This is a genomic window from Hydrogenophaga sp., assembly GCF_965657535.1.
Lineage (GTDB): Bacteria > Pseudomonadota > Gammaproteobacteria > Burkholderiales > Burkholderiaceae_C > Hydrogenophaga.
Genome location: NZ_CBFHOP010000009.1, coordinates 104,932 through 130,764, shown reverse-complemented (window position 1 = coordinate 130,764; position 25,833 = coordinate 104,932). Strand labels below are relative to the sequence as shown.

Below are 25,833 nucleotides of genomic sequence, written 5' to 3'. Positions count from 1 at the left end.
TGGGCTGCACGCAAAAAATACGATTCAACTAAATGAAATTAATTTCACTAAAAGAAATTATAGAGAATGGTTGGTGCGGGTAAACCCGGGGTTTTAAGCCACCTTGACGCTGATGGGTGTCAAGCCGTCCACACCGCCGGTCATGGTGTCGCCTTGCACCACAGCCCCCACACCTTCGGGCGTGCCGGTGTAGATCAGATCGCCGGCCTGCAGTTCCCAGGCTTTGGACAGGTGTTCGATGGTCTCGGCCACGCTCCAGATGAGCTTGGCCACGTTGCTGCGCTGGCGATCGAGTCCGTTCACCTGCACCCAGATGGCGGCGTGGTGGATGTCGCCAGCCAGCGCGGCGGGTGTGATGGGGCCGATGGGCGCCGAATGGTCGTAGGCCTTGCCAATGCACCAGGGGCGACCCTGTTTTTTCATGTCGCTTTGCAGGTCGCGGCGGGTCATGTCCAGGCCCACTGCGTAGCCGTAAATGTGCTGGGCGGCGTCTTCGGCGCGGATGTTGCGCCCGCCTTCACCAATGGCCACCACCAGCTCGATTTCGTGGTGCAGGTTGGTGGTGAGGCTGGGGTAGGGAATGGTGGCGGTCTGGCCTGCGTCGGCCACCACGATGGTGTCGGCCGGCTTGAGGAAGAAGAACGGTGGCTCACGCCCGGTGAAGCCCATCTCTTTGGCGTGTTCTTCGTAGTTGCGGCCCACGCAGTAAATGCGGTGCACCGGGAAGCGCTCGGTGGTGCCCAGCACCGGCACAGACACAACGGCGGGGGGCGAAAAGACGTAGCTCATGGGGTTTCCTTGCGTGGTGGCGAAAGCGGATCTTATCGGCGCCGGGCCGGGCTCCCGGCGTTCAGTGCTGCGCTGTGGGCAGGCGCACCACCAGGCCGTCCAGCTCAGGGGTGAGCTGTATCTGGCAGCTCAGGCGGCTTTCGGGCTCCACCGGGCTGGCGGCAAAGTCGAGCATGTCGGTCTCGTCGGCCACGGCCGGCGGCAGTTGTTTGGCCCATACGGGGTCGACGATCACGTGGCAGGTGGCGCAGGTCAGGGTGCCGCCGCAGTCGCCTTCAATGCCGCGTATGTTGGCTTCGGTGGCGGCTTTCATGAGGCTTTGACCGGGCGCGGCCTGGAGGTCTTGCACAGAGTGGTCGGCGGCGATGAAGCGGATGTGGATCATGGTGGGTTTGGGCGGGGTGGATGCGTTGGGTTCAGGTGCGGGCGAAGTATTCGCGGCGCTCGAAGTCGGTTTTGTCTTTGGCGTCGGCGTGGCGTTCTATTTCGTGTTGTTTGATGCGGCAAAAATAGCGCACGAAGTCTTCGCCCAGGCCGGCGCGCAGCGCCGGGTCGCTCTGCAGGGCGGCCAGCGCCTCGCCCAGCGAGGTGGGTATTTTCTCGCCGCTTTCGGCGTAGGGCGCCTCGCAGGCGGGTGGCGGCTGCAGGCGCTGCGCCAGGCCGTCGAGCCCGGCGTGGATTTGCGAGGCCATGTAGAGGTAAGGGTTGGCAGCGGGCTCGCCCAGGCGGTTTTCAATGCGGGTGGCCGGGTCGCCAGCACCACCCACCACGCGCAGCAGTGCGCCCCGGTTGTCCTGTCCCCAGATGACCGACTGTGGCGCCAGGGCGTTGGGCCGAAAGCGGCCAAAGCCGTTGATGGTGGGGGTGCACAGCGCGGTCATGCCGCGGGCGTGGGCCAGCAGGCCGGCGAGCCAGTGGCTGGCGGTGTCGGACAGGGTGTGTTGCGCGTCCTGTGGTGTGCAGCCGGCCGCGGGGGTGTCGCGCACGCAGGCGTTGGCGCCACTTTGCAGGTGAACCAGCGACTGGTGCAGGTGCCAGCCGCTGGACATGATGTGGGCGAACGGCGGGCGGCACATGAAGGTGGCGTGGTAGCCGGCGCGCCGCAGCGCCTGGCGCACGCCATTGCGAAACAGCACCATCTGGTCGGCGGCGGTGAGCGCGTCGGTGGCGTCGAACACCGCTTCCACCTGGCTGGGGCCGAGTTCAATTTCCAGCGACTGCAGTGGCAAACCCAACGCCTGCGCGGTGCGCATGACGATGCCCAGCGGCTCGTCGGCCATGTCGATCATCGCTTCGGCCTGCAGGTTGTAGCCGGGGTGGATCATTTCCACCAGGGGCGGCAGGCCCGGCCAGCCGGCGAGCTCGGGGTCGAGCTGGGGCGTGGCGTCGGTGATGCGGTAGATGTGAAATTCCACCTCCAGCCCGGTCTTGAGCCCATAGCCGGCTTGTGCCAGGCGCGCCAGTGCCTGCTGCAGCACGTGGCGTGTATCCAGCGGCACGGGTGTGCCGTTGGCAAACCAGGGCTGGCAGCGCAGCCAGCCGGTGTGGGCTTGCCAGGGCAGGGGGGTGAAGCTGGCGGGGTCGGGCAGCAGCATCAGGTTGGCGGCGCCGGCAAAGCCCGGCAGGTCGGCGGTGCCCCCGGGCTCAAACACCTTCCAGGCGGTGCGGTCGGCGGTGTCTTTCAGCATCATCGTGCCTACCATGCCGGCGCCGTCGCGCAGCGCCTTGATGGCGGCGTGGGCCATCAGCGTCTTGCCGCGCAGCATGCCGTGGGCGTCGCACCAGCCCAGGCGCACGCGCTGTATGCCGCTGGCCTCGATCAGCTGGGCGGTTTGCAGGCAGGCCGCTTCGCGGGCGGCGTCGTGCACGCCGCAGCGGCGGGCAAAGTGCGTCATTTGGCGCCCGCCGTTTCGTTGGTCAGGGCGCCAGCGGGTGCTGCCGGGTTGCGCCAGGGGGCTGCCGCACGCTTGGCTTGCACGGCGTTTTGCCACCAGGCTTGCCAGCCTTGCGCGGGCGCAATCCCGTCCACCGTGTCCGGGCCGCTGATGTGGGCGTGTTGGGTTGCGTCGGCCATGCCGGGTGGCGTGCCGCCTTGCTCCACCGTGTCCAGGGCCTGCAGCAGCAGGCGCCGGTTCGCCAGGATCACCTTGTCGGTGGTACCCAGGTGTTCGCGGGTGCGGTCTTGTATGGCGCCCATGCTTTCGCAGGCCCATTGGTCGTGTACGTTGATGTCGTCCTCGCCCATGCCCAGGTAGGTGCGGCTTTGTTGCTCCTGTGCGTTGAAGCCCCAGTGGTTGTGGCGGCCCGATTTGGGTACGTAGTCGGGCAGCGTCACCGTGGCCAGGCGCTGGTTGCGCATGGTGGTTTTGTCTACCGGGCCGTCGAAGCTGGTGAAAAAGGCGTACCAGTAGTTGTGCGTGTCGTCCACCGGCACATGCATTTGCGTGATGGTCATGGTTTCGGACAACGGGATCACAAAGGTCTGCGGGAACACCGCGTTGGTCACGCGCACATGGGTCAGCGCGTCGGTCATCTTGCGCAGTGCGGTCAGGCGCAGGCCGTAGGGCATGGCCTCAAACGAAATCTCGGGCTGACCAAATTCGCGCATCACCTTGGTCATGGGCCAGCGTTCGCCACCCACTTCGCCCGCGCTGGCGCCGCGAAACTGCTTGCCGTAGCTGTCTTCCAGTGAACCGTCGTTGAAGAAGCGGTGCAGGTACGAAGCGTGCGCCGGGTCAATGCCCACTTCCAGCGACTGCAGCCAGTTGCAGTGCCACAGGCCCTTGAAGGCGAAGCTGTGGCTGGCTGGGGCTTCAAAGCAGTCGAGCGCGGGGAAGGGTGGCGGCGTGCTGCCCTCGGGACCCAGCCAGGCAAACAGGGTGCCCGCTTTTTCCAGCAGCGGGTAGCTGCGCTGGCGCACGCGGCTGCACAGCTTGCTGCCCACAGGCTCGCCCGGTGTCTCGGTGCACTGGCCGCTCACGTCAAATTTCCAGCCGTGAAACGGGCAGCGCAGGCCATCGCCCTCGTTGCGGCCGTAAGCCAGGTCGGCCCCCCGGTGCGGGCAGTCGCGATCCAGCAGACCGTAGGTGCCTTCGGCGTTGCGAAACAACACCAGGTCTTGCCCCAGCACCCGTACCGCCTTCACCGGGCGCACGGCCATGGCCGGGTCCAGGGCGGGGTCAAACTCGTCGAGCAGGGCCACGGGTTGCCAGTAGTGGCGCAGCAGTGCGCCGCCTGGTGTGCCGGGGCCTACCCGGGTGATGCGTTCGTTTTGTTCGGCTTTCATGGCGTCTCCGGCAGCGGTCACAAGGTGAAAATTTCAAACGGTATACCGTTTGCTGGTTTCAGTGTACAGTTTGCGCCATGAGCCTGCAAGACACCGTATTGATGCAATTGCGCGACCTGATCCTGAGCGGTGAGTTCGCGCCCGGCCAGCGCCTGGCCGAGCAGCAACTGGCCGAGCGGCTGGGCGCCTCGCGCACCCCTGTGCGCGGCGCCCTGGTGACGCTGGAGCAAGAAGGCCTGGTGCAGGCCAACGACACGGGCAAGTACCTGGTGCGCCAGTTCACCGCGCAAGAGGTGACCGACGCCATCGCCGTGCGCGGGCACCTGGAAGGCATGGCCGCGCGCCTGGTGGCCGAGCATGGGCTGCCGCGCCAGCTGCAGGGCGAGCTGCAGGCCTGCCTGGACGAGGGCGACCGCCTGTTGGCCGAACAGCCCCTCACGATGGAAAGCTACGCCGCCTACGCGCTCATGAACGACCGGTTTCACGCGCTTGTGCTGGCGGCCTGTGGCAACCGCGCCTTGCAGCGCGCGGTGGCGCTGAACGACAAGCTCCCGTTTGCCCCGGCTTCGGCCATGCTGCCCATGCAGGGCACGGTGGCACTCGACCGCGACTGGATGCTGTATGCCCACCGGCAGCACCACATGCTGTTTGACGCGCTTAAACGCGGTGAAGGCGCGCGAGCCCAGGCGCTGGCGGCCGAGCACACCGAAGTGGCGCAGATGAACATGCGCCTGGCGCTGGAGCGGCGCGCCGAGTCGGAACAGGTGATGCCGGTGATGCGGCTGGTGGTGGGCTGACAAGCGCCTGGGGCTGGGCTGCCGGTGTATCGTGGCGGCATGGAGACACCGAAAAACACCCAGACCTCAAATGGCCTCACGCTCAAGCGCGTGGCCATCGACACCTACCATGAGAACGTGGCCTATCTGCACCGCGACTGTGCGGTGTACCGGGCTGAGGGCTTTCAGGCCCTGTCCAAGGTGGAGATTCGGGCCAACGGCAAACGCATTCTGGCTTCCCTCAACGTGGTGGACGACGCCAGCATCGTCGGCTGCAACGAGCTGGGCGTGTCGGAAGACGCGTTTGCCCGGCTCGAAGTGGCCGACGGCCACCCGGCCTCGGTCTCGCAGGCCGAGCCACCCGAATCCATACCGGCGCTGTTTCGCAAGATCAACGGCGAGCGCCTGACGCGCGAAGACTTCCAAGCCATCGTGCGCGACATTGCCGAGCTGCGCTATTCCAAGATTGAGCTGACCGCCTTTGTTGTGGCCAGCAACCGCAGCGAACTGGACCGCGAAGAGGTGTACTTTTTGTCTGAAGCCATGGTGGCCAGCGGCCGCCGGCTCGACTGGCGCGAGCCGCTGGTGGTGGACAAGCATTGCATTGGCGGCATTCCCGGCAACCGCACGTCGATGTTGGTGGTGCCCATCGTGGCGGCTTACGGGCTGGTGTTTCCCAAAACGTCTTCGCGCGCCATCACCTCGCCGGCCGGCACCGCCGACACCATGGAGGTGCTGGCCAATGTGGAGCTGCCGTTTGACCAACTCACCGAGATCGTGCGCGAGCACAAAGGCTGCCTGGCCTGGGGCGGTACGGCCGATCTGTCGCCCGCTGACGATGTGCTGATTTCGGTGGAGCGGCCGCTGTCGATCGACTCGCCGGGGCAGATGGTGGCATCCATCCTGTCGAAAAAGATCGCGGCGGGTGCCACCCACCTGGTGCTCGACATTCCGATTGGCCCCACCGCCAAGGTGCGCTCCATGCCTGAGGCGCAGCGCCTGCGCCGCCTGTTTGAATACGTGGCGCAGCGCATGCACCTGTCGCTGGACGTGGTGATCACCGACGGCCGCCAGCCGGTGGGGCGCGGCGTGGGCCCTGTGCTGGAAGCGCGCGACGTGATGCAGGTGCTGGAAAACGACCCCCAGGCGCCCGACGATCTGCGCCAGAAGTCGTTGCGGCTGGCTGGACGCATCATTGAATGCAGCCCCGACGTGCGCGGTGGCGACGGATTCAAGATCGCCCGCGACATTCTTGACTCGGGCCGCGCACTGGCGCAGATGCAGGCCATCATTGCCGCGCAGGGTGGGCGGGGTTTTGACCACCACCACCCCGCGCTGGGTGCGCTCACGCTCGACGTGCAGGCCGCCGAGGCGGGTGTGGTCACCGGCATCGACAACCTTCAGATCGCGCAAATTGCCCGCCATGCCGGTGCGCCCAAGGTGAAAGGCGCCGGCGTCGACCTGATGCGCAAACTGGGCGAGCCCGTGGCGGTGGGCGATGTGCTGTACCGCGTGCACGCCAGTTACCCCGCCGACTTGGAGTTTGCCCGCCAGGCCAGTGCCCGTTCCCATGGTTTCAGCATCGGCACCGCCGAGCAGGTACCCCGCGTTTTTGTGGAGTTTTGATGACCGATACCCTGGCCCTCACACCCGCCCATGGTGCACCCCACACAGCAGGTTGTTTGCTGTGCTTTGAAGACGAACAGACCCCCGCCCAAGCCGCAGCCGACGCCACCGGGCTCGCGCTGGCCGTGGTGGTGCGCCACCGGTTTCCCGATGGCGAGGTGCGCCTGCGCCTGCCCGCCAGCCTGCCCGCCCGGGTAGTGGTGTGGCGCGGCCTGCACCAGCCCAACGAAAAACTGGTGGAACTGCTGCTGGTGGCGCAAACCGCGCGCACCCTGGGCGCCCGCCACCTCACGCTGGTGGCGCCGTACCTGGCCTACATGCGGCAAGACATCGCGTTCAACCCCGGCGAGGCCATCAGCCAGCGCGTCGTGGGTGCTTTTCTGGCCACGCTGTTTGACGCCGTGATCACCGTGGACCCGCACCTGCACCGCGTGGCCACGCTGGAAGAGGCTGTGCCCGTGCCTCACGCGGTGGTGCTCAGCGGCGCCCCGCTGCTGGCCGACCACATTGCCGCCCAGCGCGGCGAGGTGGTGTTGATTGGTCCGGACGAAGAAGCCCTGCAATGGGTGGCGGTGGCCGCCCAGCGCCACGGCTGGGCGCACGCCGTGTGCCGCAAAACCCGCCACGGCGACCGGCAGGTGGACATTGAACTGCCCGCCCTGTCGTTTCAGGGGCGCGCCGTCGTGCTCATTGACGATGTGGCCAGCTCCGGCCACACCCTGGCGCGCGCAGCCCAGCTGCTGTGCGCAGCCGGCGCGGCGTCGGTGGACGTGGCGGTGACGCATGCGCTGTTTGCCCCGGGTGCCGAGCAACTGGTGCGCGACGCGGGCGTGGGCGCCATCTGGAGCACCGACTGCATTGGCCACCCCAGCAATGCGGTGAGCATCGTGCCGGCGGTGGCCGCTGCGCTGCGGGCTTTGTCAGACTGTTAACGCGGCGCAATGGGGCAGCATCTTTGCCGACGTAGATTGAAGACCTGAGGGTTTTTCATCAACGTCTGATTCCGTTTCTGTATCAATCGTGAACGCGCCGAACTTGCGGGGGAGGCCGCCCCAAACCCACGAAACACGCGAACTTTGCCGAACTTTCAAACCGTCTGGGCCAGATCACTGGCATTGAGGTGAAAGCCAGCGCCACCGTAGACAGCAAAGACTTCAAAGGCCTGCGCCATCTGCAGGCCACCAAACCCACCATCTTTCAGCGCGGCATTGTGCTGTACGCCGGTCCATTCCTGATGAATGATGTTGGTCAAGATGGCGAGCTCTTGCCCCGCTTTGATGTCGTGTTCGCGCCAATAGTCAGTCAGCTTGTTGCGGGTTTCTTGGCCCGTCATGCGCTGCTGTATCCACTTGTGGCGACGGGCCGCCCCTGGCCACAAACGCCCCCTTGGGGGCAGCGATGTACGCGAAGCGACAAGCGTGGGGGTCACACACCATCTGCGGCCATGCTGCTGCCAGGTGTCGCGGGCGCGGTTGAGCGACAGGGCAGGGTCGGCCATTTCTTGCATGCGCTCGTAGCCCACTTTGGCCAGCCAGAGTTTGATGGGTTCGGCTTTGGGGCGGGGGACGGATTGCACCAAACGCAAAAGGGTTTCGGCGCTGGCTACGTCGGTGAGGTAGTTTTTGTTATCCGCTGCAGGCAATTTCAGTCGGTGACAGTTTGTCACCGACTCACTGCCCTCTTTGCTCAAGCGCTCTTTAAGCTTGTTCCAGTACTTGCGCGCGGTTTGGTAGTCGGACAGGCGCCTGCTGGTCTGACCCAGTTTTCAAGGCATGATTCGGGCCACAAAAAAACTTTCAGGGTGGCATCGCAATGGCTGAACAAACGACGCGCATGGATGCGCGCAACACATTACGGGTGCCGCGAATTGAACGCCGTTTTCAATTGATACGCGGCCTGCGGGTTATGCTGAGCGGTGGGCTTGGCTGCGCTCTATGGGGTGCAGGCCAAGCGGCTCAATGAATCAGGTTGAAACTCCAACCCCTCGCACGTAAACAATGACCCAAGAAACCAACAACCTCGCCGCCGATCTGTGGGCGCTGGCCGACCTGCTGCGCGGCGACTTCAAATAGAGCCAATACGGCCGCGTCATCCTGCCTTTTGCGCTGCTGCGCCGTCTGGAATGTGTGTTGGAGAGCAGCAAGTCGGCTGTGCTGCTTGAGGCCACCAAGGTGGAGAAGATGGCCATTGCCGAAGAGGCCAAGGAAAAGCTGCTTTTGCGTGCCACAAGCGGCCTCAGCTTTTTCAACACCTCGCCCATGGACCTGAGCACCCTGGGCGAGTCGGGCATCAAGGCCAACCTGGAGCGCTACATCCAGTGCTTTTCCAAAGACGCCCGCGAGATTTTTGACCACTTCAATTTCACCGAATTTATTGGCCTGCTCAACGACGCCAACCTGCTCTACAAGGTGGTGCAAAAAGTCCGCACCATGGACCTGCACCCCAAGGCCGTCTCTAACTACGAGATGGGTCTGGTGTTTGAAGAGCTGATCCGCAAATTTGCCGAAAGCTCCAACGAAACGGCGGGCGAACACTTCACCCCGCGCGACATCGTGCGCCTAACCACCTCGCTGGTGTTCATGGAAGACGACGAAGCCCTCACCAAGCCCGGCATCATCCGCACCATTTACGACCCCACGGCAGGCACCGGCGGCTTTCTGTCGGCCGGCATGGAATATGTGCACGAGCTCAACCCCCAAGCCGTCATGCGCGCCTTTGGCCAAGAGCTGAACCCCGAAAGCTACGCCATCTGCAAGGCCGACATGCTCATCAAGGGGCAGGATGTCAGCCAGATCAAGCTCGGCAACACGCTTTCTAACGACCACCTTTACGCCAGCAAATTCGACTACATGCTCTCCAACCCGCCCTTTGGCGTGGACTGGAAAAAGATCGAAGGCGACATCACCGACGAACACACCCTCAAAGGTTTTGATGGCCGCTTTGGCCCTGGCCTGCCGCGTGTGTCTGATGGCTCGCTGCTGTTTTTGCTGCACCTCATCAGCAAGCTGCGCGATGTCAAGGATGGCGGTTCACGCATTGGCATCATTCTCAATGGCTCGCCGCTGTTCACCGGCGGTGCAGGCTCGGGCGAATCCGAAATTCGCCGCCATGTTTTGGAAAGCGACCTGTTAGAGGCCATCGTCGCCCTGCCCACCGACATGTTCTACAACACCGGCATTGCCACTTATGTGTGGGTGCTCTCAAACAAAAAGCCCGCCGAGCGCAAAGGCAAGGTGCAGCTCATCAACGGCGTCAACCTCTGCGGCAAGATGCGCAAATCGCTGGGCAGCAAGCGCCATGTCATGGACGACAGCGACATCGCCACCATCACCCGCTGCTTTGGCAACTTTGAGGTGGTCGAGGCCCAGGCACTCGACAAACCGGCTGAAGTCAAAAGCAACCGAGGCCGCCCAGCCGCCAACCCCAAGCCCGAAGCCGTTAAAACTTTTGCCAGCAAAATTTTTGCCACGCACGAGTTTGGCTACCGCCGCATCACCATCGAGCGGCCACTGCGGCTGTCGTGGCAGTTCAGCACCGAGCGCATCGCCAGCCTGCGCTTTGAGACCGGCGCCCTGAATGCGGCCATGCAGTGGATATACGCCCAATACGGCGCAGAGCAGTGGAAAGACGACGTCGATTGCCCGCACTACGGCCAGCTGGGCGAGCACCACATCGAAATCCGCGCCTACCTCAAAAGCCACTTTGCCGACCTGAAGGAAAAGCACATCAAAGACCTGCTCGACGCCAACACCTGGCGGGCGCAAATGGTTGTGCTGCGCAAAGCCCGCGCCTTGCAGCTTGAGATTGGCAGCGCCCAGTTGGACGATTTCAACGGCTATGACGAAGCCATCAAAGCCGCCAGCAAGCGGGCCGGCATCACGCTGGACGCCAAAGAGAAAAAACAAATCGCCGATGCGGTGAGCTGGAAGAACCCAGCCGCCGAAAAAGTGATCAAGAAGGTGCACAAAGGCGACGCCGCGCCCCTGTATGGCTGGTTTGGTGTGAGCAAAGATGTCATCGAATACCAAGCCGATGGCGAGCTGCGCGACTTTGAAAACGTGGCCCTGGACCCCAGCCGCACGGTAAAGGAAAGCATCGAGGCCTACTTCATCAAGGAAGTGCAGCCCCATGTGCCCGACGCGTGGATCGACGCCACCAAGCGCGACGCCAAAGATGGCGAGATCGGCATCGTCGGTTATGAAATCCCGTTCAACCGCCACTTCTACCAATACCAGCCGCCACGGCCATTGGAAGACATTGACGCCGACCTGGATGCCGTGAGCGCCGAGATCATGGCCCTGCTGCGCGAGGTGCATTCATGATCGACTTGGCTTATCGCGACACGCTGATTCTCTCAACACTGTTGAGGGAATTGCCAAAACTCTCACCACTGGTGAGACAAATTCACCCCCATGTGGCCAGCTTGTTCAATGACAGATGCCAGACCCAGTTGCCAGACAAGAAACTGCTGCAGGCCAAACTGCATGAGTTCTATCTGGCGAACGTGGGCGAGGGGGAGGCGGAATGAGTCGGTACAAGGCTTATTCGGAGTACCGGGATTCAGGGGTTGAGTGGGTCGGCGCGAATCCAAGTTCTTGGGAAGTGAGTCCACTTTTTTCGTTGGCATCCACTGATGTTTTGAGAAACGATGACGGCGCTGAAAATAATGTCTTGTCGCTGAGTTACGGAAGAATCATTCGCAGAGATGTTGAGGGCAATCATGGGCTACTGCCCGAGTCGTTCAACACTTATCAGCTCGTGGAGGCTGGCGACATCATTCTCAGATTGACTGACCTGCAAAACGACAAGAGAAGTCTTCGAGTAGGCCTTGCAACTGAGAAGGGAATCATCACTTCTGCCTATCTCAAGCTGACTGCAAAGCAGAAATTTCTTGATCGCTATCTTTACCGATTACTGCATTCCTATGACACCACAAAGGTGTTCTACGGCATGGGCGGTGGTCTACGGCAATCAATGAAGTTTGAAGAAATGCGGCGTTTGCAAATGCTTTGCCCGTCACTGGATGAGCAGAAGCAAATCGCTGACTTCCTCGACCACGAAACCGCGAAGATCGACGCGCTGATCGAGAAACAGCAGCGGCTGATTGAGTTGCTCAAGGAAAAGCGCCAAGCCGTTATCAGCCACGCCGTCACCAAAGGCCTCAACCCCAAAGCTCCGATGAAAGACTCCGGTGTGGAATGGTTAGGAGAAGTGCCTGCGCATTGGATAGTACGTCGCCTGAAGCATTCAGCAGCACTTCAATCCGGTATTCCAAAAGGTAAAGACTTGGTGGGGCGAATGACTATCGATGTCCCCATGCTGCGCGTCGCAAACGTACAGGACGGATATCTTGACCTTACAGAGGTTCATGCGATCCCAATAGAGCCTTCGGAACTTGAGAGATATTCATTGAAGTATGGGGATGTTTTGATGAATGAAGGTGGAGACAATGACAAGCTTGGCCGAGGTGCTGTGTGGCGATCGGAGATCGCGCCATGCATTCATCAGAACCATGTATTTGCAATTCGGCCAATTGCGATTGAACCGGAGTGGTTAGATTTGGTGACGCGCGCAAGCTACGCAAAATTCCATTTCTATCGAGTGGCTAAACAAAGTACAAATTTAGCGTCTATCTCTTCCACGAACATCAAAGAAACGCCATTACTTATTCCACCAGAAAAGGAAAGGGCTGGGATCATCTCCTATGTCGAAAGGCAACTTAAAAAGTTTGAACTGCTTGAGGAGAAATCTCGATTGCAAATTGAACTGATTCAAGAACGCCGCACCGCCCTGATCTCCGCCGCCGTCACCGGCAAGATCGATGTGCGCGACTGGCAGCCCACCGCTGCCCAAGAGGCGGGCGGCGTCGCGTGTTGAGCCAACTTATCCCAACTTATGTCGAAAACCATAAGTTATACTTTTTCCCATAAGTTGCCATAAGTTGGAGTCCAAGATGGGTGCGATCAAGCCGTTTACCTTTCACCGTCCAAGTCTGGCGGAGAGTTATTGTGAAAGCCTTGGGGGGCATGGCTTGGCGGACAGTCGCTCCGGCTTGTTCCTGGCTGCGCCAAGACGCACGGGGAAAAGCACTTTTTTGCGTGAAGACATGTTGCCCGCCATGCAAAAGCGTGGCTGGACCACGATCTACGTTGACCTGTGGGCAGACAAGTCCAAAGACCCGGCATTGCTCATCACCAGCGCCGTGAAAGCGAAGATTGGCACTTTTGCGGGTGTCATCACCAAGATGGCCAAGTCTGCCGGGCTGGAAAAAGTGAACGTGTTTGGCGCGCTGAGCCTCAACCTCGACTCCCTGGAGCTCCCAACGGGATTGACGCTGGCGGATGCGCTTGAGGCATTGGTTGAAGCCGGGAAAGCACCAGTCGCCATCGTCATTGACGAGGCACAGCATGCGCTCTCAACCCAGGCCGGCGTGGATGCCATGTTTGCGCTCAAGGCAGCACGCGATCACTTGAACCAAGGCAGTGGGCAACAAGGCCTGTTTATTGTTTTAACGGGGTCCAACCGCGACAAGCTGGCGCATCTGGTTTTGAAACGTAGCCAGCCTTTTTTTGGCTCTCAGGTGACACGTTTCCCCTTGCTGACCAAGGATTTCACCGACGCTTACACGGACTTCGTGAACCCCTTGCTGGCCAATGACAACCAGTTCCGTCATGAAGATATGTTTGAGGCCTTCAAGCTGGTCGGACATCGCCCAGAAATGCTACGTAGCATCGTCGGCGAGATTGCCTTGGATGCCGGAGCGGACCACCTCGGCGAGGCGTTGAAGAATGGTGCAGAAGAAATCAAGGAAAGAATGTGGGGAGCGATGGAGAGCGAGTTCGCCGGTTTGCCCGACATTCAGCGGGCGGTGCTGGAGACGATCATCAACCAGGGGAAAAATTACGTTCCTTTCTCCGAGGCGTCGATGCGTGCTTATGCCAACTTGATGCAACAGGAAAAAGTCTCGGTTCCATCGGTTCAGGCTGCGCTGGACACACTGCGTGAGAAAGGGTTGGTCTGGCGGGCAGCCTATGGTGACTATGCCCTTGAGGACGAAAGCTTGGCGAGCTGGTACAAAAGCAAGACGCAAGGATCAGCATGAGCGACCAAGCCACCGAACGCATTTTTCAAGACGACATCATTCGCCAGCTGGTGGCCAATGGCTGGTTGCTTGGCTCGCCAGACAAGTACAACCGCGAATTGGCCCTGTACCCCGAAGATGCGCTGGGCTTTGTGCAGGAGACGCAAGACGCGCAGTGGCAAAAGTTTTGCGCCAACCACCCCAAAGATGCAGAGCAAAAGTTTTTGCAGCTGATTGCCACGCAGCTGGGCAAGGCCGACCCGAATGCCACCCACAAAGACAGCCGCACCTTTGGCACGCTGGGTGTGCTGCGCCACGAGCTGCGCGACCGCAATGCGCGCTTGTCGCTGTGCCAGTTCAAGCCCGAGCACGACCTGAACCCCGACACGCTGGCCCGCTACGCCAAAAACCGCCTGCGCGTGGTGCCTGAGTTGGTGTACAGCCCGTGGGCGACCGAAGCGCATCTGGCCGAGACCGGCACCAAGGCGAAGGCGTGGCGCATTGACCTGGTGCTGTTCGTCAATGGCCTGCCGGTGGCCACACTGGAGCTGAAGAGCGAATTCAAGCAAGCGGTGGACCGCGCCGTTCGGCAGTACAAAACCACGCGCCTGCCTGTGGACCCGGTGGCCAAGAAGGCCGAGCCGCTGCTGACCTTCAAGCGTGGTGCGCTGGTGCACTTTGCCGTGAGCCAGTACGAGGTGTACATGGCCACGCGCTTGGAGGGGGCGGGCACCACCTTTTTGCCCTTCAACAAAGGCACGGCAGACGGCGGCGCGGGCAACGATGTGCCGCAAGACATCAAGCGCTACGCCACCGATTACCTGTGGAACGAGGTGCTGCTGCCGCACAACCTGCTCAACATCTTGGCCCGCTTTGTCCACCTGCAAATTGAGGACAAAGAAGACTGGGAAGGCCGCAAGGTCAAGAAGGAAAGCATGGTTTTTCCGCGCTACCACCAATGGGACGTGGTGGGCAAACTGCTGGCGGCGGCGCGCAGCGAGGGGCCGGGGCATAAATACCTGATTCAGCACAGCGCGGGCTCGGGCAAATCCAACTCCATTGCCTGGGTGGCGCACCAGCTGTCGGCGCTGTACAAGCTGGACGGCAAAAAGCAGTTTGACTCGGTGATTGTGGTGACCGACCGCACCGTGCTGGACGCGCAGCTGCAAGACACCATCTACCAGTTTGAGCACACCGATGGCGTGGTGGGGCGCATCAACAACAAAGAGGGCGACGGCTCCAAGTCTGAAAAGCTGGCCGCCGCCCTGGAGTCGGCCCAGCCCATCATCATCGTCACCATCCAGACTTTTCCCTTTGTGTTGAAGGCGATTGAAAACAGCGTGAGCCTGAAGGAGCGCTGCTACGCCATCATTGCGGACGAGGCGCATTCGTCGCAAAGCGGCTCGACGGCGCGGCAGCTCAAAGAGGTGCTGATGAAGGAGGCGGGCGAAGGCGACGAGGCGGAGGAGCTGGACAGCGACGACATCATCGCCGCCACGGTGGCTGCGCGCCGCGCATCGGGCAACCTGAGCTACTTTGCTTTTACCGCCACGCCCAAGGCCAAGACGCTGGAGCTGTTTGGCCGCTTGCCGCACCCAGACGAGGTGCCTTCAGCCACCAACAAGCCTGCGGCTTTTCATGTGTACAGCATGCGCCAGGCGATTGAGGAGGGCTTCATCCTCGATGTGCTGAAGAACTACACCAACTACAAGGTGGCCTACAAGCTGGCCCTGAAGGTGCAGGATGCCGACGCCGAGGTGGAAAGCAAGCGGGCCAAGGTGAAGCTGAACCAGTGGGTGCGCCTGCATGACCACAACATTGCCCAAAAGGTGATGGTGATCGTGGAGCACTTCAAGGACAACGTGATGGGCTTGCTGGGCGGGCAGGCCAAGGCCATGGTGGTGACCAGCTCACGCAAGGAGGCGGTGCGCTACAAGCAGTGTTTTGACCAATACATCGCCGACAAGGGCTACCAAAAAATTCACGCCATGGTGGCGTTTTCGGGCGAAGTGGTGTTCACCGACAAAGACCCGGCTGCGGCGGGCCTAATCGGTACGTTTGGCACGGTCGGCGAAAAGTTCACCGAAAGCAACATGAACCCGAACCTCAAAGGCCGCGATATGCGCAAGGCGTTTGATTCGGACGACTACCAGGTGATGATTGTTGCCAACAAGTTTCAAACCGGCTTTGACCAGCCCAAGCTGTGCGCCATGTATGTGGACAAAAAGCTGGCCGGGGTGGAGTGCGTGCAAACGCTGTCGCGCCTGAACCGCACCTACCCCCACAAGGCCGAGACCGGCACCTTTGTGCTGGACTTCTTCAACGAGCCGGATGAGATTTTGGAAGCGTTTCAGCCGTACTACCAGACGGCTGAATTGCTGGATGTGTCCGACCCCAACCTGATCTTTGTTCTGCAAGACAAACTGCGCGCCAGTGGCATTTTTAATTGGCAGGAAGTGGAGCAGTTTTGCGCCGCGTTTTATACAAAGAACAAGAGCAACGCGGCCATTGCCAACATCTGCAAGCCGGCGGTGCAACGCTGGCAGCTGCGCTACAAATCAGCGGTGGAGGCTTTCAGACTAGCCAAGGATATGTTTGAGCGCACCCAGAAGACGGGCGATGCGGTGCTGATTGCGAACGCCGAGAAAAGCCTGAAGGAATGCCAGAAAGAAAAAGACGCGCTGGAAATCTTCAAGAAAGACCTGGGCACGTTTGTGCGCTTTTACGAGTTCATGTCGCAGATCGTGGATTACGACGACACCGACCTGGAAAAGCTCAGCCTGTACGCCCGCAACCTGCGCCCCATGCTGCGCGAAAGTTTGCTGGAAGAAGACGACATCGACCTAGGCAACGTGGTGCTGAGCCACTACCGTGTGGCCAAGATACGGCAGCAAGATTTGGTGCTCAAAGAAAATACCGGTGAGTACAAGCTGGAGCCCGGCGAAGGCCTGGGCACTGCCAAGCCGAAGGACAAGATGGAAGAGCTTTTGTCGCAAATCATCAACCGCCTCAATGAGGTGTTTGTGACCGACCAGCTGACCGACAAAGACATGGTGAACTACGCCTACACGATCCGCGACAAGGTGGGCGAGAACATCTTGGTGATGAAGCAGATCGAGAACAACTCGGCCGAGCAGGCCCTGCTGGGTGACTTCTCGAAAGCCATTGACGACGCCATCATGGACAGCAGCGACGCCCACCAAAACCAGATGATGCAGCTACTGGCCGACCCCAGCAAAGCCGCCAACTTTGCGCGGATTGTGTTTGATTTGTTGGTGCAGGGGCAGGCTGGGAACCGTTGAGGCCAGATGAAGCCTTAAGTGGCTTTGGTGGCTCTGGGCAAAGGGCAGCCCAACACGTCTCGAAAATTCAAATTTTTGCTTATTCGTGTTCTTTTGGATTAATTTAGGAATATGCTTGCTTAAACTTTTAGCGCATATTTTGACTTCTCTGATCCCCCGCGACCTTCTGTTTCAACTCACGCAGGCTGAAAAAGCCGATGTACATCCAAAACTCTAGGTTTTCCAAGGCTCTGCCGGTTGCGTTTACCGAGCACGGTGCTATTCAGGCGGCCAATGTGCTGGCGTCAAGCCAAGCGGTTTAGATGTGGATGGCGGGCTTGAAATGAGGTTAGCCATCAAATGAACAGCTCAAAGAAATTGAAAGAGATCCCTTCGCTAGTTGGCAAGTCACTTTCTGCCGAAAGCCCTCAATCAAAAAATTAGTAGGAGAAAACAATGCTGGAGAGAATTTCGCAAGTGCAAGGCATCGGATTGCTGCACGATGTAAATGGAAAGACACATCCTCTTCGTAAAGCTACGTTAATTTATGGAGACAACGGTCGTGGCAAGTCGACGTTGGCTACCATATTGAGATCTCTTTCTATAGGGGATGCTTCCTTGATAGCAGCGAGGAAAACTCTCGACGGTACATTGCAGCCAAAGGTAATGCTTCAATTTGGAAGTGGTCACCCGGTCAACTTTAATTCGGGTGCATGGTCAGAGCAGCGCTCGGAAGTTTTTGTGTTTGACGCAAACTTCATCGAGCGAAATGTGCATTCTGGAGGTGCAGTCAGCACAAATCAACGGAAAAACCTACTGGAATTTGCACTTGGTGAACCCGCTGTTGCAGCACGCGAAAAAGTAGACAAAGCAACGGCGGATGCTAAAAAAGCATCAGACGATGTACAAGCGTTGGTATCTCAGCTGTCAGGATTTCATCCTGCTATGACTCTGGCTCAATTTGAGAAGTTGGCTGCTGTGCCAAACGCTGACTTGCAACTGGCTACGCTACAAACTCAGATCAATGCTGCGGGCAACATAAATGCTATTTCAGCAATGGCCGTGCCGATCATGGTTACGGAACCTACTTTAGATTTGGCAGGTATCTTTTCTGTTCTTGGCATTTCGCTGAAGGATATCCATACTGATGCTGAGCTTATCGTTAAAAAGCATCTGGAGAAGTTGGCAAACAAAACAGCCGAGGGTTGGCTAAGCCAAGGTATCCATTTTGGTGATGGAAAAAATTGCCCTTACTGCGACCAATCTATTGGCGATAACGACTTGATCAAGGCATATCAGACTCATTTCAACGCGTCATACGCCGAACTCACAAGGAAGGTGACGGCGCTCCAAGCCACGATTTCTGCAGGGACTGCGAACGCCGTGATTGATTCAATTGTGCAAGCTGTGGCGACCGCAACCGCACAAGCGTCAGCGTGGAAGGATCATGTGCCCACGGAGCCATTCGTTTTTGAACATGAGCCTGCAATGGGGGCCATTCAGGCACTTAGTGAAATGCTTTCAGCGTTTGCTATTCAGAAGCAAGGTGCCCCAGCTAATGCGGTAGCGTCGGATGATGACTTTAAACAAGCCACGCAACTTTGGGAGAGGGTTCTAGCGCCAATAAAGAAGATCAACGTCAAGATCAAAGCGGCAAGTGACTTGATTAGTGCTTATAAAGGGAAACTGGCCACGGTAAATATAGCGTCACTTCAACAGCAGGTCCAACAAATTCACGTGGCAAAGGGCCGTCATCAGCAGACTGTTGTTGATCTCATTGCAAAGCTTGGGGTCGCTCGAAACGCAGCCGAAACGGCGGAAAAGGTCAAGAAGTCTGAACGGGAAAAGCTGGATATTTTGATGACAGCGACCCTTAGCCAGTACGAGAATTCTATAAATGGGCTGCTGACGAAATTTGGTGCAACCTTCAATATCGAAGGCATGGGTGCCAATTTTCGTGGCGGTGCGCCGCGAAGTGAATATGGCCTTCGACTTCGAGGCAAGACAGTTGCACTGGAGGGTGGGACACCATCCTTTGCGACTGCACTCAGCGAGGGCGATAAGCGGACGTTAGCATTTGCATTCTTCGTTGCTAGTACGCTTGCGGATAGCAAACTCTCGACGCGGGTCGTGGTGATCGATGATCCTATGTGTAGCTTGGATGCAAATCGAAAGCAGCACACGAAGACTGTTCTAAAAAACCTCCTCGCTGGCTCAGAACAGCTCGTTGTCCTCGCCCATGACCCATACTTTCTTCGTGATCTCCGCGATGCATTCGTGAAGGCAGATTCAACGACACCCATCAGCATGTTTCAACTCTGTTTGGCTGCCAACGACTACACAAGCTTCAGTTCCCTCGATATTGATAAAGAGTGCGAGTCACCTTATTTTCAGCACCATCGATTGCTCAACGATTTTTGCAATGGCGTTTCGGGTGATCACCGTGCCGTCGCTAAAGCGGTTCGACCAATGCTTGAGGGTTACCTGCATCGACGATTTCCTGGCCTTATTCCGAAGTCACATTTGTTTGGCCAAGTTGTAACCCAGATACGTGATGCGGCTACGCCAAGTCCGCTCGTTCATGCGCAAAACTTGGTCACTGAACTGAATGAAATAAACGACTATGCTGGGCAATTTCATCACGATACCAACCCCGGTGGCGCTGACTCCATTGCGGTAGTGGCATCTGAGCTTAAGACGTACGTTAATCGCGCACTGCATATTGTTCACCGTGGCGAGGCGCTGACCTGACAGAAGAAGCCCAGGCAATGCTTCCGAGCAATTGCTGCCGCATAAGCGGTCACCGTGCACGCATAAGGGCCGGTATGCCTAATCAGCCCCCAACTCAACCAACAAGAAGCGTCCTATCCCCATGCACGAAATCATCTGCCCCCACTGCCACAAAGCCTTCAAGATCGATGAAGCTGGTTACGCCGATATCCTCAAGCAGGTGCGCGATGGCGAGTTCGAGCAAGCTTTGCACGAGCGGCTGGAGCTGGCCGAGCGGGAAAAGCGCGATGCGATTGCCTTGGCCGAGGCCAAGGTCACCAACACGCTGCAAAAAGCCGCGGCGGCCAAAGACACGGAGATTCAAGCGCTGAAAGCCCAGCTCGACGCGGGCGAGGTGGCGCGCAAGCTGGCGGTGGCGGAGGCTTTGGGCGCGGTCAGCCAAGAGCGCGATGCGCTGGCGAACGAGCTGAAGGCCGAGCAAGAGAGGGCGCGCAACAGCAGCCAAGCGGCTGCCCAGTTGGCCGAGGCCAAGTTGGCCCATGCGCTGCAGGCCGAAGCGGCCAAAAAGGACGCCGAAATTCAGGCGCTGCAAGCCAAGCTGGCGGCCAGCGAGACAGCACGCCAATTGGCTGTGAACGAGGCCGTGGGGGTGGTGGCCCGCGAGCGCGATGAGTTAAAAAACGACCTTAACCTCATCGCCGTGAAAAACCAGCTGGAAGAGAAAGCCATCAAGGAGCAATACGCCTTGCAGCTGCGCGACCGCGATGGCGAGATTGCGCGCCTGCGCGACATGAAGGCGCGGCTGTCGACCAAGATGGTGGGCGAGACCCTGGAGCAGCACTGCGAGATCGAGTTCAACCGCATCCGTGCCGCCGCCTTCCAGCGGGCGCATTTTGAGAAAGACAACGACGCCCGCACCGGCAGCAAGGGCGACTACATTTTTCGCGACGTGGATGAGTCGGGTGCCGAGATCGTTTCCATCATGTTTGAGATGAAGAACGAGAGCGACGAAACGGCCACCAAGAAGCGGAACGAAGATTTCCTGAAAGAGCTGGACAAGGACCGCACCGAAAAGGCCTGCGAGTACGCGGTGCTGGTGTCTCTGCTGGAGCCGGAGAGCGAGTTGTACAACAGCGGCATCGTCGATGTGTCGCACCGCTACCCCAAGATGTACGTGGTGCGGCCACAGTTTTTTGTGCCCCTGATCACGCTGCTGCGCAATGCCGCTTTGAACGCGATGAAGTACAAGTCAGAGTTGGCCCTGGTGCGCTCGCAGAACGTGGATATCACCAAGTTTGAAACTCAGCTGGACGAGTTCAAAACGGCGTTTGGCCGCAATTGGCGCTTGGCTTCTGAGGGCTTTGAAGAGGCCATCAAACGCATTGACGATGCGATCAAGGACCTGGAAAAAACCAAGGAAGCGCTGCACAAGTCGGCCAACAATTTGCGCCTGGCCAACGACAAGGCCGACGACTTGACGATCAAAAAGCTCACCCGTGGCAACCCCACGATGGCGGCCAAGTTTGCCGAGCTGCCGGGGAGCATCATCCCGGCTGGGAGTGAGTAGGGGCCGCTGGAGTTTCGAGAGGGTTTCGATGAAAGAAGCCCAATTTGACTCTCAACCTTCCGCTGGCCGTGCCCCGATGTTGAACTGCAACCCTAGCGCGTGCATGACTTTGACCATGGTCGCAAAGCTGGGGTTGCCTTGTTCACCCAGCGCCTTGTAAAGCCCTTCGCGGGTGATGCCGGTGTCGCGGGCCAGCTGCATCATGCCGCGCGCCCGTGCAATGTCGCCCACGGCTTTGGTGAACAGTGCGGCGTCTTCTGGGGCTTCGTCCATGCAGGCCTGCAGATATTGGGCGCAGTCTTCGTCGGACTTTAGGTAGTCGGCGGCTTCAAAGGGTTTGATGCCTAGTTTTGCGGCGGCGGTGGGGTTCATTCAATTACTCCTTCAAAAGTGAGACCATGTGCTGAGCCTTGGCAATGTCGCGCTCTTGGTTGGATTTGTCGCCACCGCTTTGAGCTACCACCACGGTGAGGCCGTCTTTCCAGCAATCGACGCGATAGCGCGGGCCGCTGTGAACGCGAAGCTCGACAACATCGCCGCCCACCGGCTTGCAGTCGCCCCAGTGCCCCAAAGACAGGCGGGCGAGCCTGGCCAACACCTGTTTTTGCCCGACTTTGTCTCGCAATGCAGTCAGCCATGTATCGAAATCGGCTGTGCGGAGGATTTGGAATATGGCTGGAATGTAATCTATGGATTACAGAGTTGCAAGCTTTACTGGTTCTCCAAAATCAAGCTACCCACTTGAAGTTAACGCACAAACGGAACATGCTGCCGTCCTGTGAGGTGGCCGGCGTTGTCCGCTTGCAGGACCCGAATGCGCCGCCGAAAACCCGGCGCTACTTGCCTCACTGGGCCTGAGTTTGCTTGCTGGGTATTTGATAGGTCCGTGTTCACACAGAAAAAATGCGCTATCAGCACAGTGCGAAAAGCATCGACTGCGAGAAGTGAGCCCAGCTATGCGGGCGACACCTTGCCGCTGTTGTGACTGCGTGAATGCCGATGCGACGGGATACTCCCAGTCTTCCTCTTCTTTCGTTACACGCCATGTCCGATACCTCCCTGTTTTCGCCCCTAACCGCAGGCAGCCTGCAGCTGGCCAACCGCATCGTCATGGCGCCGCTTACGCGCAACCGCGCACCCGGGGCCGTGCCTACGCCGCTCATGGCCACTTACTACAGCCAGCGCGCCACGGCGGGCTTGCTCATCACCGAAGCCACCCCCATCAGCCACCAGGGCCAGGGTTATGCCGATGTGCCGGGGCTGTATGCGCCCGAGCAGGTGGCGGGCTGGAAGGCCGTGACCGACGCCGTGCATGCCGCTGGCGGCAAGATCGTGACCCAGCTTTGGCATGTGGGCCGTGTCTCGCACACCAGCCTGCAGCCCAACCAGGGCGCGCCGGTGGCGCCCTCGGCCCTTCGCGCCAACACGAAAACCGTGCTCATCGTGGACGGTGTACCCACTTTCGTGGACACCTCCGAGCCGCGCGCGCTGACGCTGGACGAGCTGCCCGGCATCGTGGACGACTACCGCCACGCCGCGCTGGCCGCCATCGAGGCGGGTTTTGATGGGGTGGAGATTCACGCCGCCAACGGCTATTTGCTGGACCAGTTCTTGAAAACCGGCAGCAACCAGCGCAACGACGCTTATGGCGGCAGCATCGAAAACCGTGCGCGGTTGTTGCTGGAAGTGGTGAAGGCCGTAACCGATGCCATTGGTGGGGGCCGCACCGGCATTCGCCTGTCGCCGGTGACACCGGCCAACGACGTGTTGGACGCCGATCCGCAGCCGCTGTTTGACCATGTGGTGCGCCAGCTGGCGCCCTTGGGGCTGGCTTACCTGCACCTCATTGAAGGCGCCACCGGTGGCCCGCGTGAGCTGCCCGAGCGCCCGTTTGACTACGCTGCTCTGCGCGCGGCCTACCGCAGCGCAGGCGGGCAGGGCGCCTGGATGGTGAACAACGGCTACGACCTGCCCATGGCACAGCAAGCGCTGGCCGACGGCGCCGACCTAGTGGCCTTTGGCAAAGCCTTCATTGCCAACCCCGACCTGGTGGCCCGCCTGAGCCAAGGTGGCCCGTTCAATGCGCCCGACCGCAACACCTTCTACGGTGGCGGTGCGGCGGGTTACACCGATTACCCGACGCTGCCCGCCTGAGCTCGACTTGAGCGTGTGACGCGCTGAACCATTCAACGCACTCAGCGGCGGGCTTGACGGCCCGCCGTTTTTTTTCGTGAAGCGCCGCCCGGCTTGAGCGCACTCAAGCGAAGCCACCGCACAGCCCGCCAAGATGGTGGTTTCAGGCGCACATGCTGGCCGCTGGTTGGCGTGGTGAGCCGTCCAACCGGAGGGCGCGATGCAGTGGAGCCGTGGTGGACGTGGCGTGGGTCGCTGGAGCCAGGCGCTTGCGCACGCGCGTCTGGCCGGGCCGCTTGGCGGTGGTTTGGCCGGTGGTTTTTGGGCTGCGTATGCGTTGGCCTGGCTGCTGGCGGGGAGCTTGATGCTGCAGGGCTGGGGCGCCAAAGCCGCTACCGCGGCGGACGCGGTGGCGCCGGTGGTGGTGCTCACGGTGCACGATGCCATCGGCCCGGCGAGCGCCGACTACGTGGTGCGTGGCCTGCAACGCGCGCATGCGCAGGGTGCGCCCCTGGTGGTGATGGAGCTGGACACACCGGGTGGCCTGGACAGCGCCATGCGCCAGATCGTGCAGGCCATCCTGGCCTCGCCGGTGCCGGTGGCTACGTTTGTCAGCCCGTCGGGCGCGCGGGCGGCCAGCGCCGGCACCTACATGCTGTACGCCAGCCACATTGCCGCCATGGCCCCCGCCACTACGCTGGGGGCGGCCACGCCGGTGGCCATCGGCATGCCGGGCGTGCCACCAGCGCCGAAAGAAACACCCCTGCCCGCGCCCGAGGGCCGGGCGCCGGGTGCGCCTGAGCCAGCCGCCTCGCCGGTGGATGCCGTGACGGCCAAGCAGGTGAACGACGCGGCGGCCTTCATTCGTGGGCTGGCCGAGCGGCACGGCCGCAACGCCGTGTGGGCCGAGCGTGCGGTGCGCGAGGCGGTGAGCCTGACGGCGGCCGAGGCATTGAACGAGCGGGTGGTGGACGTGGTGGCCCGCGATGTACCCGACCTGCTGGCCCAGATCGACGGCCGAAGCGTGCGCACCGCCCAGGGTGAGCTGCGCCTGAGCACCCGAGGGCTGGCGTTTGAAGCGCACCCGCCCGACTGGCGCCACCGCCTGCTGAGCGTGATTGCCAACCCGAGCTTTGCACTCATCTTGCTGATGGTGGGCGTGTACGGCCTGATGTTTGAGTTTTCGTCCCCCGGCTTTGGTGTGCCCGGCACCGTGGGCGCCATTTGCCTGCTGCTGGCGATGTTTGCGCTGCAGCTGCTGCCGGTGAACTACGCCGCGCTGGCGCTGATTCTGCTGGGGTTTGCGCTGCTGGCCGCCGAGCTGCTCACGCCGACGTTCGGAGTGTTGGGCGTGGGTGGGGTGGTGGCCTTTGTGGCGGGTGGCCTGTTGCTGTTTGACCGCGACATGCCGGGCATGGGGGTGCCGCTGCCGCTCATCTTCGGGGTTGCCTTGAGTGCGGCGGCCGCCGTGCTGCTGGGCGGCGGCATGGCCTTGCGGGCGCGCCGTGCCCCCGTGGTGAGCGGCGCTGAAGACTTGGTGGGCGCCCTGGGCGAGGTGCTGGAGGTGGCGCACGGGCAGGCCTGGGCACGGGTGCATGGCGAGCGCTGGCAGGTGCGGTCTGACGTGCGCCTGCACACCGGTCAGCGGGTGCGTGTGCTGGCGCTCCAGGGTTTGGTACTGGAGGTGCAGCCGGTGGGTGGCAAGGGCGAAATCGACCGGAAAACTGTGAAGGAGACTCCGTGATGTTTTTTGATCTCAATCTGGGCCTGGGCGTGTTTTTGCTGCCGCTGGCGGTGGCGCTGCTGGCCTCCTCGTTTCGCGTGTTGCGCGAATACCAGCGCGGTGTGGTGTTTCAGCTGGGGCGGTTCTGGCGGGTCAAGGGACCGGGGCTGGTCATCGTCATTCCCGGGTTGCAGCAAATGGTGCGGGTAGACCTGCGCGTGGTGACCATGGACGTGGAGCCGCAAGACGTGATTTCGCGCGACAACGTGTCGGTCAAGGTCAACGCGGTGGTGTTCTTTCGGGTGGTGGACCCGGCCAAGGCCATCATTCAAGTGGAAGACTTTTTGCAGGCCACCAGCCAGCTGGCCCAGACCACCTTGCGCGTGGTGCTGGGCAAACACGAGCTGGACGAAATGCTGGCTGAGCGCGAGCGGCTGAACTTGGACGTGCAGCAGATTCTGGACGCCCAGACCGATGCCTGGGGCATCAAGGTGACCAACGTGGAGATCAAACACATTGACTTGAATGAGTCGATGGTGCGCGCCATTGCCCGCCAGGCCGAAGCCGAGCGAGAACGGCGGGCCAAGGTGATCCACGCCGAAGGCGAGAAGCAGGCTGCGGTGTCGCTGCTGGAGGCGGCCCAGATGCTGGCACGCCAGCCCGAGGCCATGCAGTTGCGTTACCTGCAGACCATGACCCAGGTGGCGGGCGACCGCGCTTCCACCATCGTGTTTCCTCTGCCCATGGACTTGCTGGGGCGGCTGCTGGACAAGGGCAGCGCCGCTGCCCAGCCCCCGGGCGATGTGAAGGAACCTCGCGAGTGATCGCGGCCACCGAGCAC

19 protein-coding genes and 1 pseudogene are annotated in these 25,833 nt (G+C 60.5%); 13 read left to right on the top strand and 7 right to left on the bottom strand.

What is annotated here, in order from left to right; all coding sequences use genetic code 11:
• Positions 1-93: 93 nt before the first annotated feature.
• From ACTG4K_RS16050 to ACTG4K_RS16035, 4 genes are all read right to left on the bottom strand, one after another.
• Positions 94-789, bottom strand: coding sequence for a fumarylacetoacetate hydrolase family protein (locus ACTG4K_RS16050; protein ID WP_439115218.1), 696 nt, complete (start codon positions 787-789; stop codon positions 94-96).
• A gap of 61 nt (positions 790-850) precedes the next feature.
• Positions 851-1,174: a 2Fe-2S iron-sulfur cluster-binding protein gene (locus ACTG4K_RS16045; RefSeq protein ID WP_439115217.1), complete on the bottom strand. Its 324-nt coding sequence runs from the start codon at positions 1,172-1,174 to the stop codon at positions 851-853.
• A 31-nt stretch (positions 1,175-1,205) separates the two neighbouring features.
• On the bottom strand, positions 1,206-2,684 hold the full coding sequence (locus ACTG4K_RS16040; protein ID WP_439115216.1) for a glutamine synthetase family protein: 1,479 nt from the start codon (positions 2,682-2,684) through the stop codon (positions 1,206-1,208).
• On the bottom strand, positions 2,681-4,075 hold the full coding sequence (locus ACTG4K_RS16035) for a Rieske 2Fe-2S domain-containing protein (RefSeq protein WP_439115215.1): 1,395 nt from the start codon (positions 4,073-4,075) through the stop codon (positions 2,681-2,683). Before ACTG4K_RS16035 ends, ACTG4K_RS16040 begins: the two co-directional genes overlap by 4 nt.
• 77 nt (positions 4,076-4,152) lie before the next feature.
• Between ACTG4K_RS16035 and ACTG4K_RS16030 the strand changes: the two genes are divergently transcribed.
• From ACTG4K_RS16030 to ACTG4K_RS16020, 3 genes are read left to right on the top strand one after another with little or no spacing between them, the layout of a single operon-like run.
• Complete coding sequence (locus tag ACTG4K_RS16030) at positions 4,153-4,872, top strand: GntR family transcriptional regulator (RefSeq protein ID WP_439115214.1); 720 nt, start codon at positions 4,153-4,155, stop codon at positions 4,870-4,872.
• A 39-nt stretch (positions 4,873-4,911) separates the two neighbouring features.
• Complete coding sequence (locus ACTG4K_RS16025) at positions 4,912-6,477, top strand: thymidine phosphorylase family protein (RefSeq protein WP_439115213.1); 1,566 nt, start codon at positions 4,912-4,914, stop codon at positions 6,475-6,477.
• Positions 6,477-7,409 carry a ribose-phosphate diphosphokinase gene (locus ACTG4K_RS16020; RefSeq protein WP_439115212.1) on the top strand — a complete coding sequence of 311 codons (933 nt, stop codon included), beginning with the start codon at positions 6,477-6,479 and terminating at the stop codon, positions 7,407-7,409. The genes ACTG4K_RS16025 and ACTG4K_RS16020 overlap by 1 nt, the downstream gene beginning before the upstream one ends.
• 155 nt (positions 7,410-7,564) lie before the next feature.
• Here ACTG4K_RS16020 and ACTG4K_RS16015 read toward each other — a convergent pair whose 3' ends face one another.
• Positions 7,565-8,119: a hypothetical protein gene (locus ACTG4K_RS16015; RefSeq protein WP_439115211.1), complete on the bottom strand. Its 555-nt coding sequence runs from the start codon at positions 8,117-8,119 to the stop codon at positions 7,565-7,567.
• A gap of 355 nt (positions 8,120-8,474) precedes the next feature.
• Here ACTG4K_RS16015 and ACTG4K_RS16010 point away from each other — a divergent pair.
• The 7 genes and pseudogenes from ACTG4K_RS16010 to ACTG4K_RS15980 all read left to right on the top strand — a co-directional run bounded on the left by ACTG4K_RS16010 (position 8,475) and on the right by ACTG4K_RS15980 (position 21,136).
• Positions 8,475-10,799 (top strand): annotated as a pseudogene (locus ACTG4K_RS16010) (type I restriction-modification system subunit M).
• Entirely contained in the window at positions 10,796-11,005 is a 210-nt protein-coding gene (locus ACTG4K_RS16005) for a hypothetical protein (protein WP_439115210.1), read from the top strand. Before ACTG4K_RS16010 ends, ACTG4K_RS16005 begins: the two are co-directional and overlap by 4 nt.
• A complete protein-coding gene (locus ACTG4K_RS16000; RefSeq protein ID WP_439115209.1) occupies positions 11,002-12,354 on the top strand; it encodes a restriction endonuclease subunit S in 1,353 nt (450 codons plus the stop codon). The genes ACTG4K_RS16005 and ACTG4K_RS16000 overlap by 4 nt, the downstream gene beginning before the upstream one ends.
• A gap of 76 nt (positions 12,355-12,430) precedes the next feature.
• Positions 12,431-13,579, top strand: a complete 1,149-nt coding sequence (locus tag ACTG4K_RS15995; protein ID WP_439115208.1) for a hypothetical protein — start codon at positions 12,431-12,433, stop codon at positions 13,577-13,579.
• Positions 13,576-16,860 (top strand): type I restriction endonuclease subunit R, encoded by a 3,285-nt coding sequence (locus tag ACTG4K_RS15990; RefSeq protein ID WP_439115207.1) that lies wholly within the window; start codon positions 13,576-13,578, stop codon positions 16,858-16,860. Before ACTG4K_RS15995 ends, ACTG4K_RS15990 begins: the two co-directional genes overlap by 4 nt.
• 435 nt (positions 16,861-17,295) lie before the next feature.
• Positions 17,296-19,590 carry an AAA family ATPase gene (locus ACTG4K_RS15985; protein ID WP_439115206.1) on the top strand — a complete coding sequence of 765 codons (2,295 nt, stop codon included), beginning with the start codon at positions 17,296-17,298 and terminating at the stop codon, positions 19,588-19,590.
• Positions 19,591-19,711: 121 nt separating this feature from the next.
• Complete coding sequence (locus tag ACTG4K_RS15980) at positions 19,712-21,136, top strand: DUF2130 domain-containing protein (RefSeq protein WP_439115205.1); 1,425 nt, start codon at positions 19,712-19,714, stop codon at positions 21,134-21,136.
• A 51-nt stretch (positions 21,137-21,187) separates the two neighbouring features.
• On the opposite strand, the gene ACTG4K_RS15975 is transcribed toward ACTG4K_RS15980, so the two are convergent.
• Together ACTG4K_RS15975 and ACTG4K_RS15970 are read right to left on the bottom strand one after the other, a co-directional pair.
• Complete coding sequence (locus tag ACTG4K_RS15975) at positions 21,188-21,508, bottom strand: addiction module antidote protein (protein WP_439115204.1); 321 nt, start codon at positions 21,506-21,508, stop codon at positions 21,188-21,190.
• Positions 21,509-21,512: 4 nt separating this feature from the next.
• Positions 21,513-21,800: a type II toxin-antitoxin system RelE/ParE family toxin gene (locus tag ACTG4K_RS15970; RefSeq protein WP_439115259.1), complete on the bottom strand. Its 288-nt coding sequence runs from the start codon at positions 21,798-21,800 to the stop codon at positions 21,513-21,515.
• Positions 21,801-22,180: 380 nt separating this feature from the next.
• Between ACTG4K_RS15970 and ACTG4K_RS15965 the strand changes: the two genes are divergently transcribed.
• The 3 genes from ACTG4K_RS15965 to ACTG4K_RS15955 all read left to right on the top strand — a co-directional run bounded on the left by ACTG4K_RS15965 (position 22,181) and on the right by ACTG4K_RS15955 (position 25,816).
• Positions 22,181-23,290, top strand: coding sequence for an alkene reductase (locus ACTG4K_RS15965; RefSeq protein ID WP_439115203.1), 1,110 nt, complete (start codon positions 22,181-22,183; stop codon positions 23,288-23,290).
• Positions 23,291-23,633: 343 nt separating this feature from the next.
• Positions 23,634-25,013: an NfeD family protein gene (locus tag ACTG4K_RS15960; RefSeq protein WP_439115258.1), complete on the top strand. Its 1,380-nt coding sequence runs from the start codon at positions 23,634-23,636 to the stop codon at positions 25,011-25,013.
• Positions 25,013-25,816: a slipin family protein gene (locus ACTG4K_RS15955; protein WP_439115257.1), complete on the top strand. Its 804-nt coding sequence runs from the start codon at positions 25,013-25,015 to the stop codon at positions 25,814-25,816. The genes ACTG4K_RS15960 and ACTG4K_RS15955 overlap by 1 nt, the downstream gene beginning before the upstream one ends.
• The last annotated feature ends 17 nt before the right edge of the window (positions 25,817-25,833 follow it).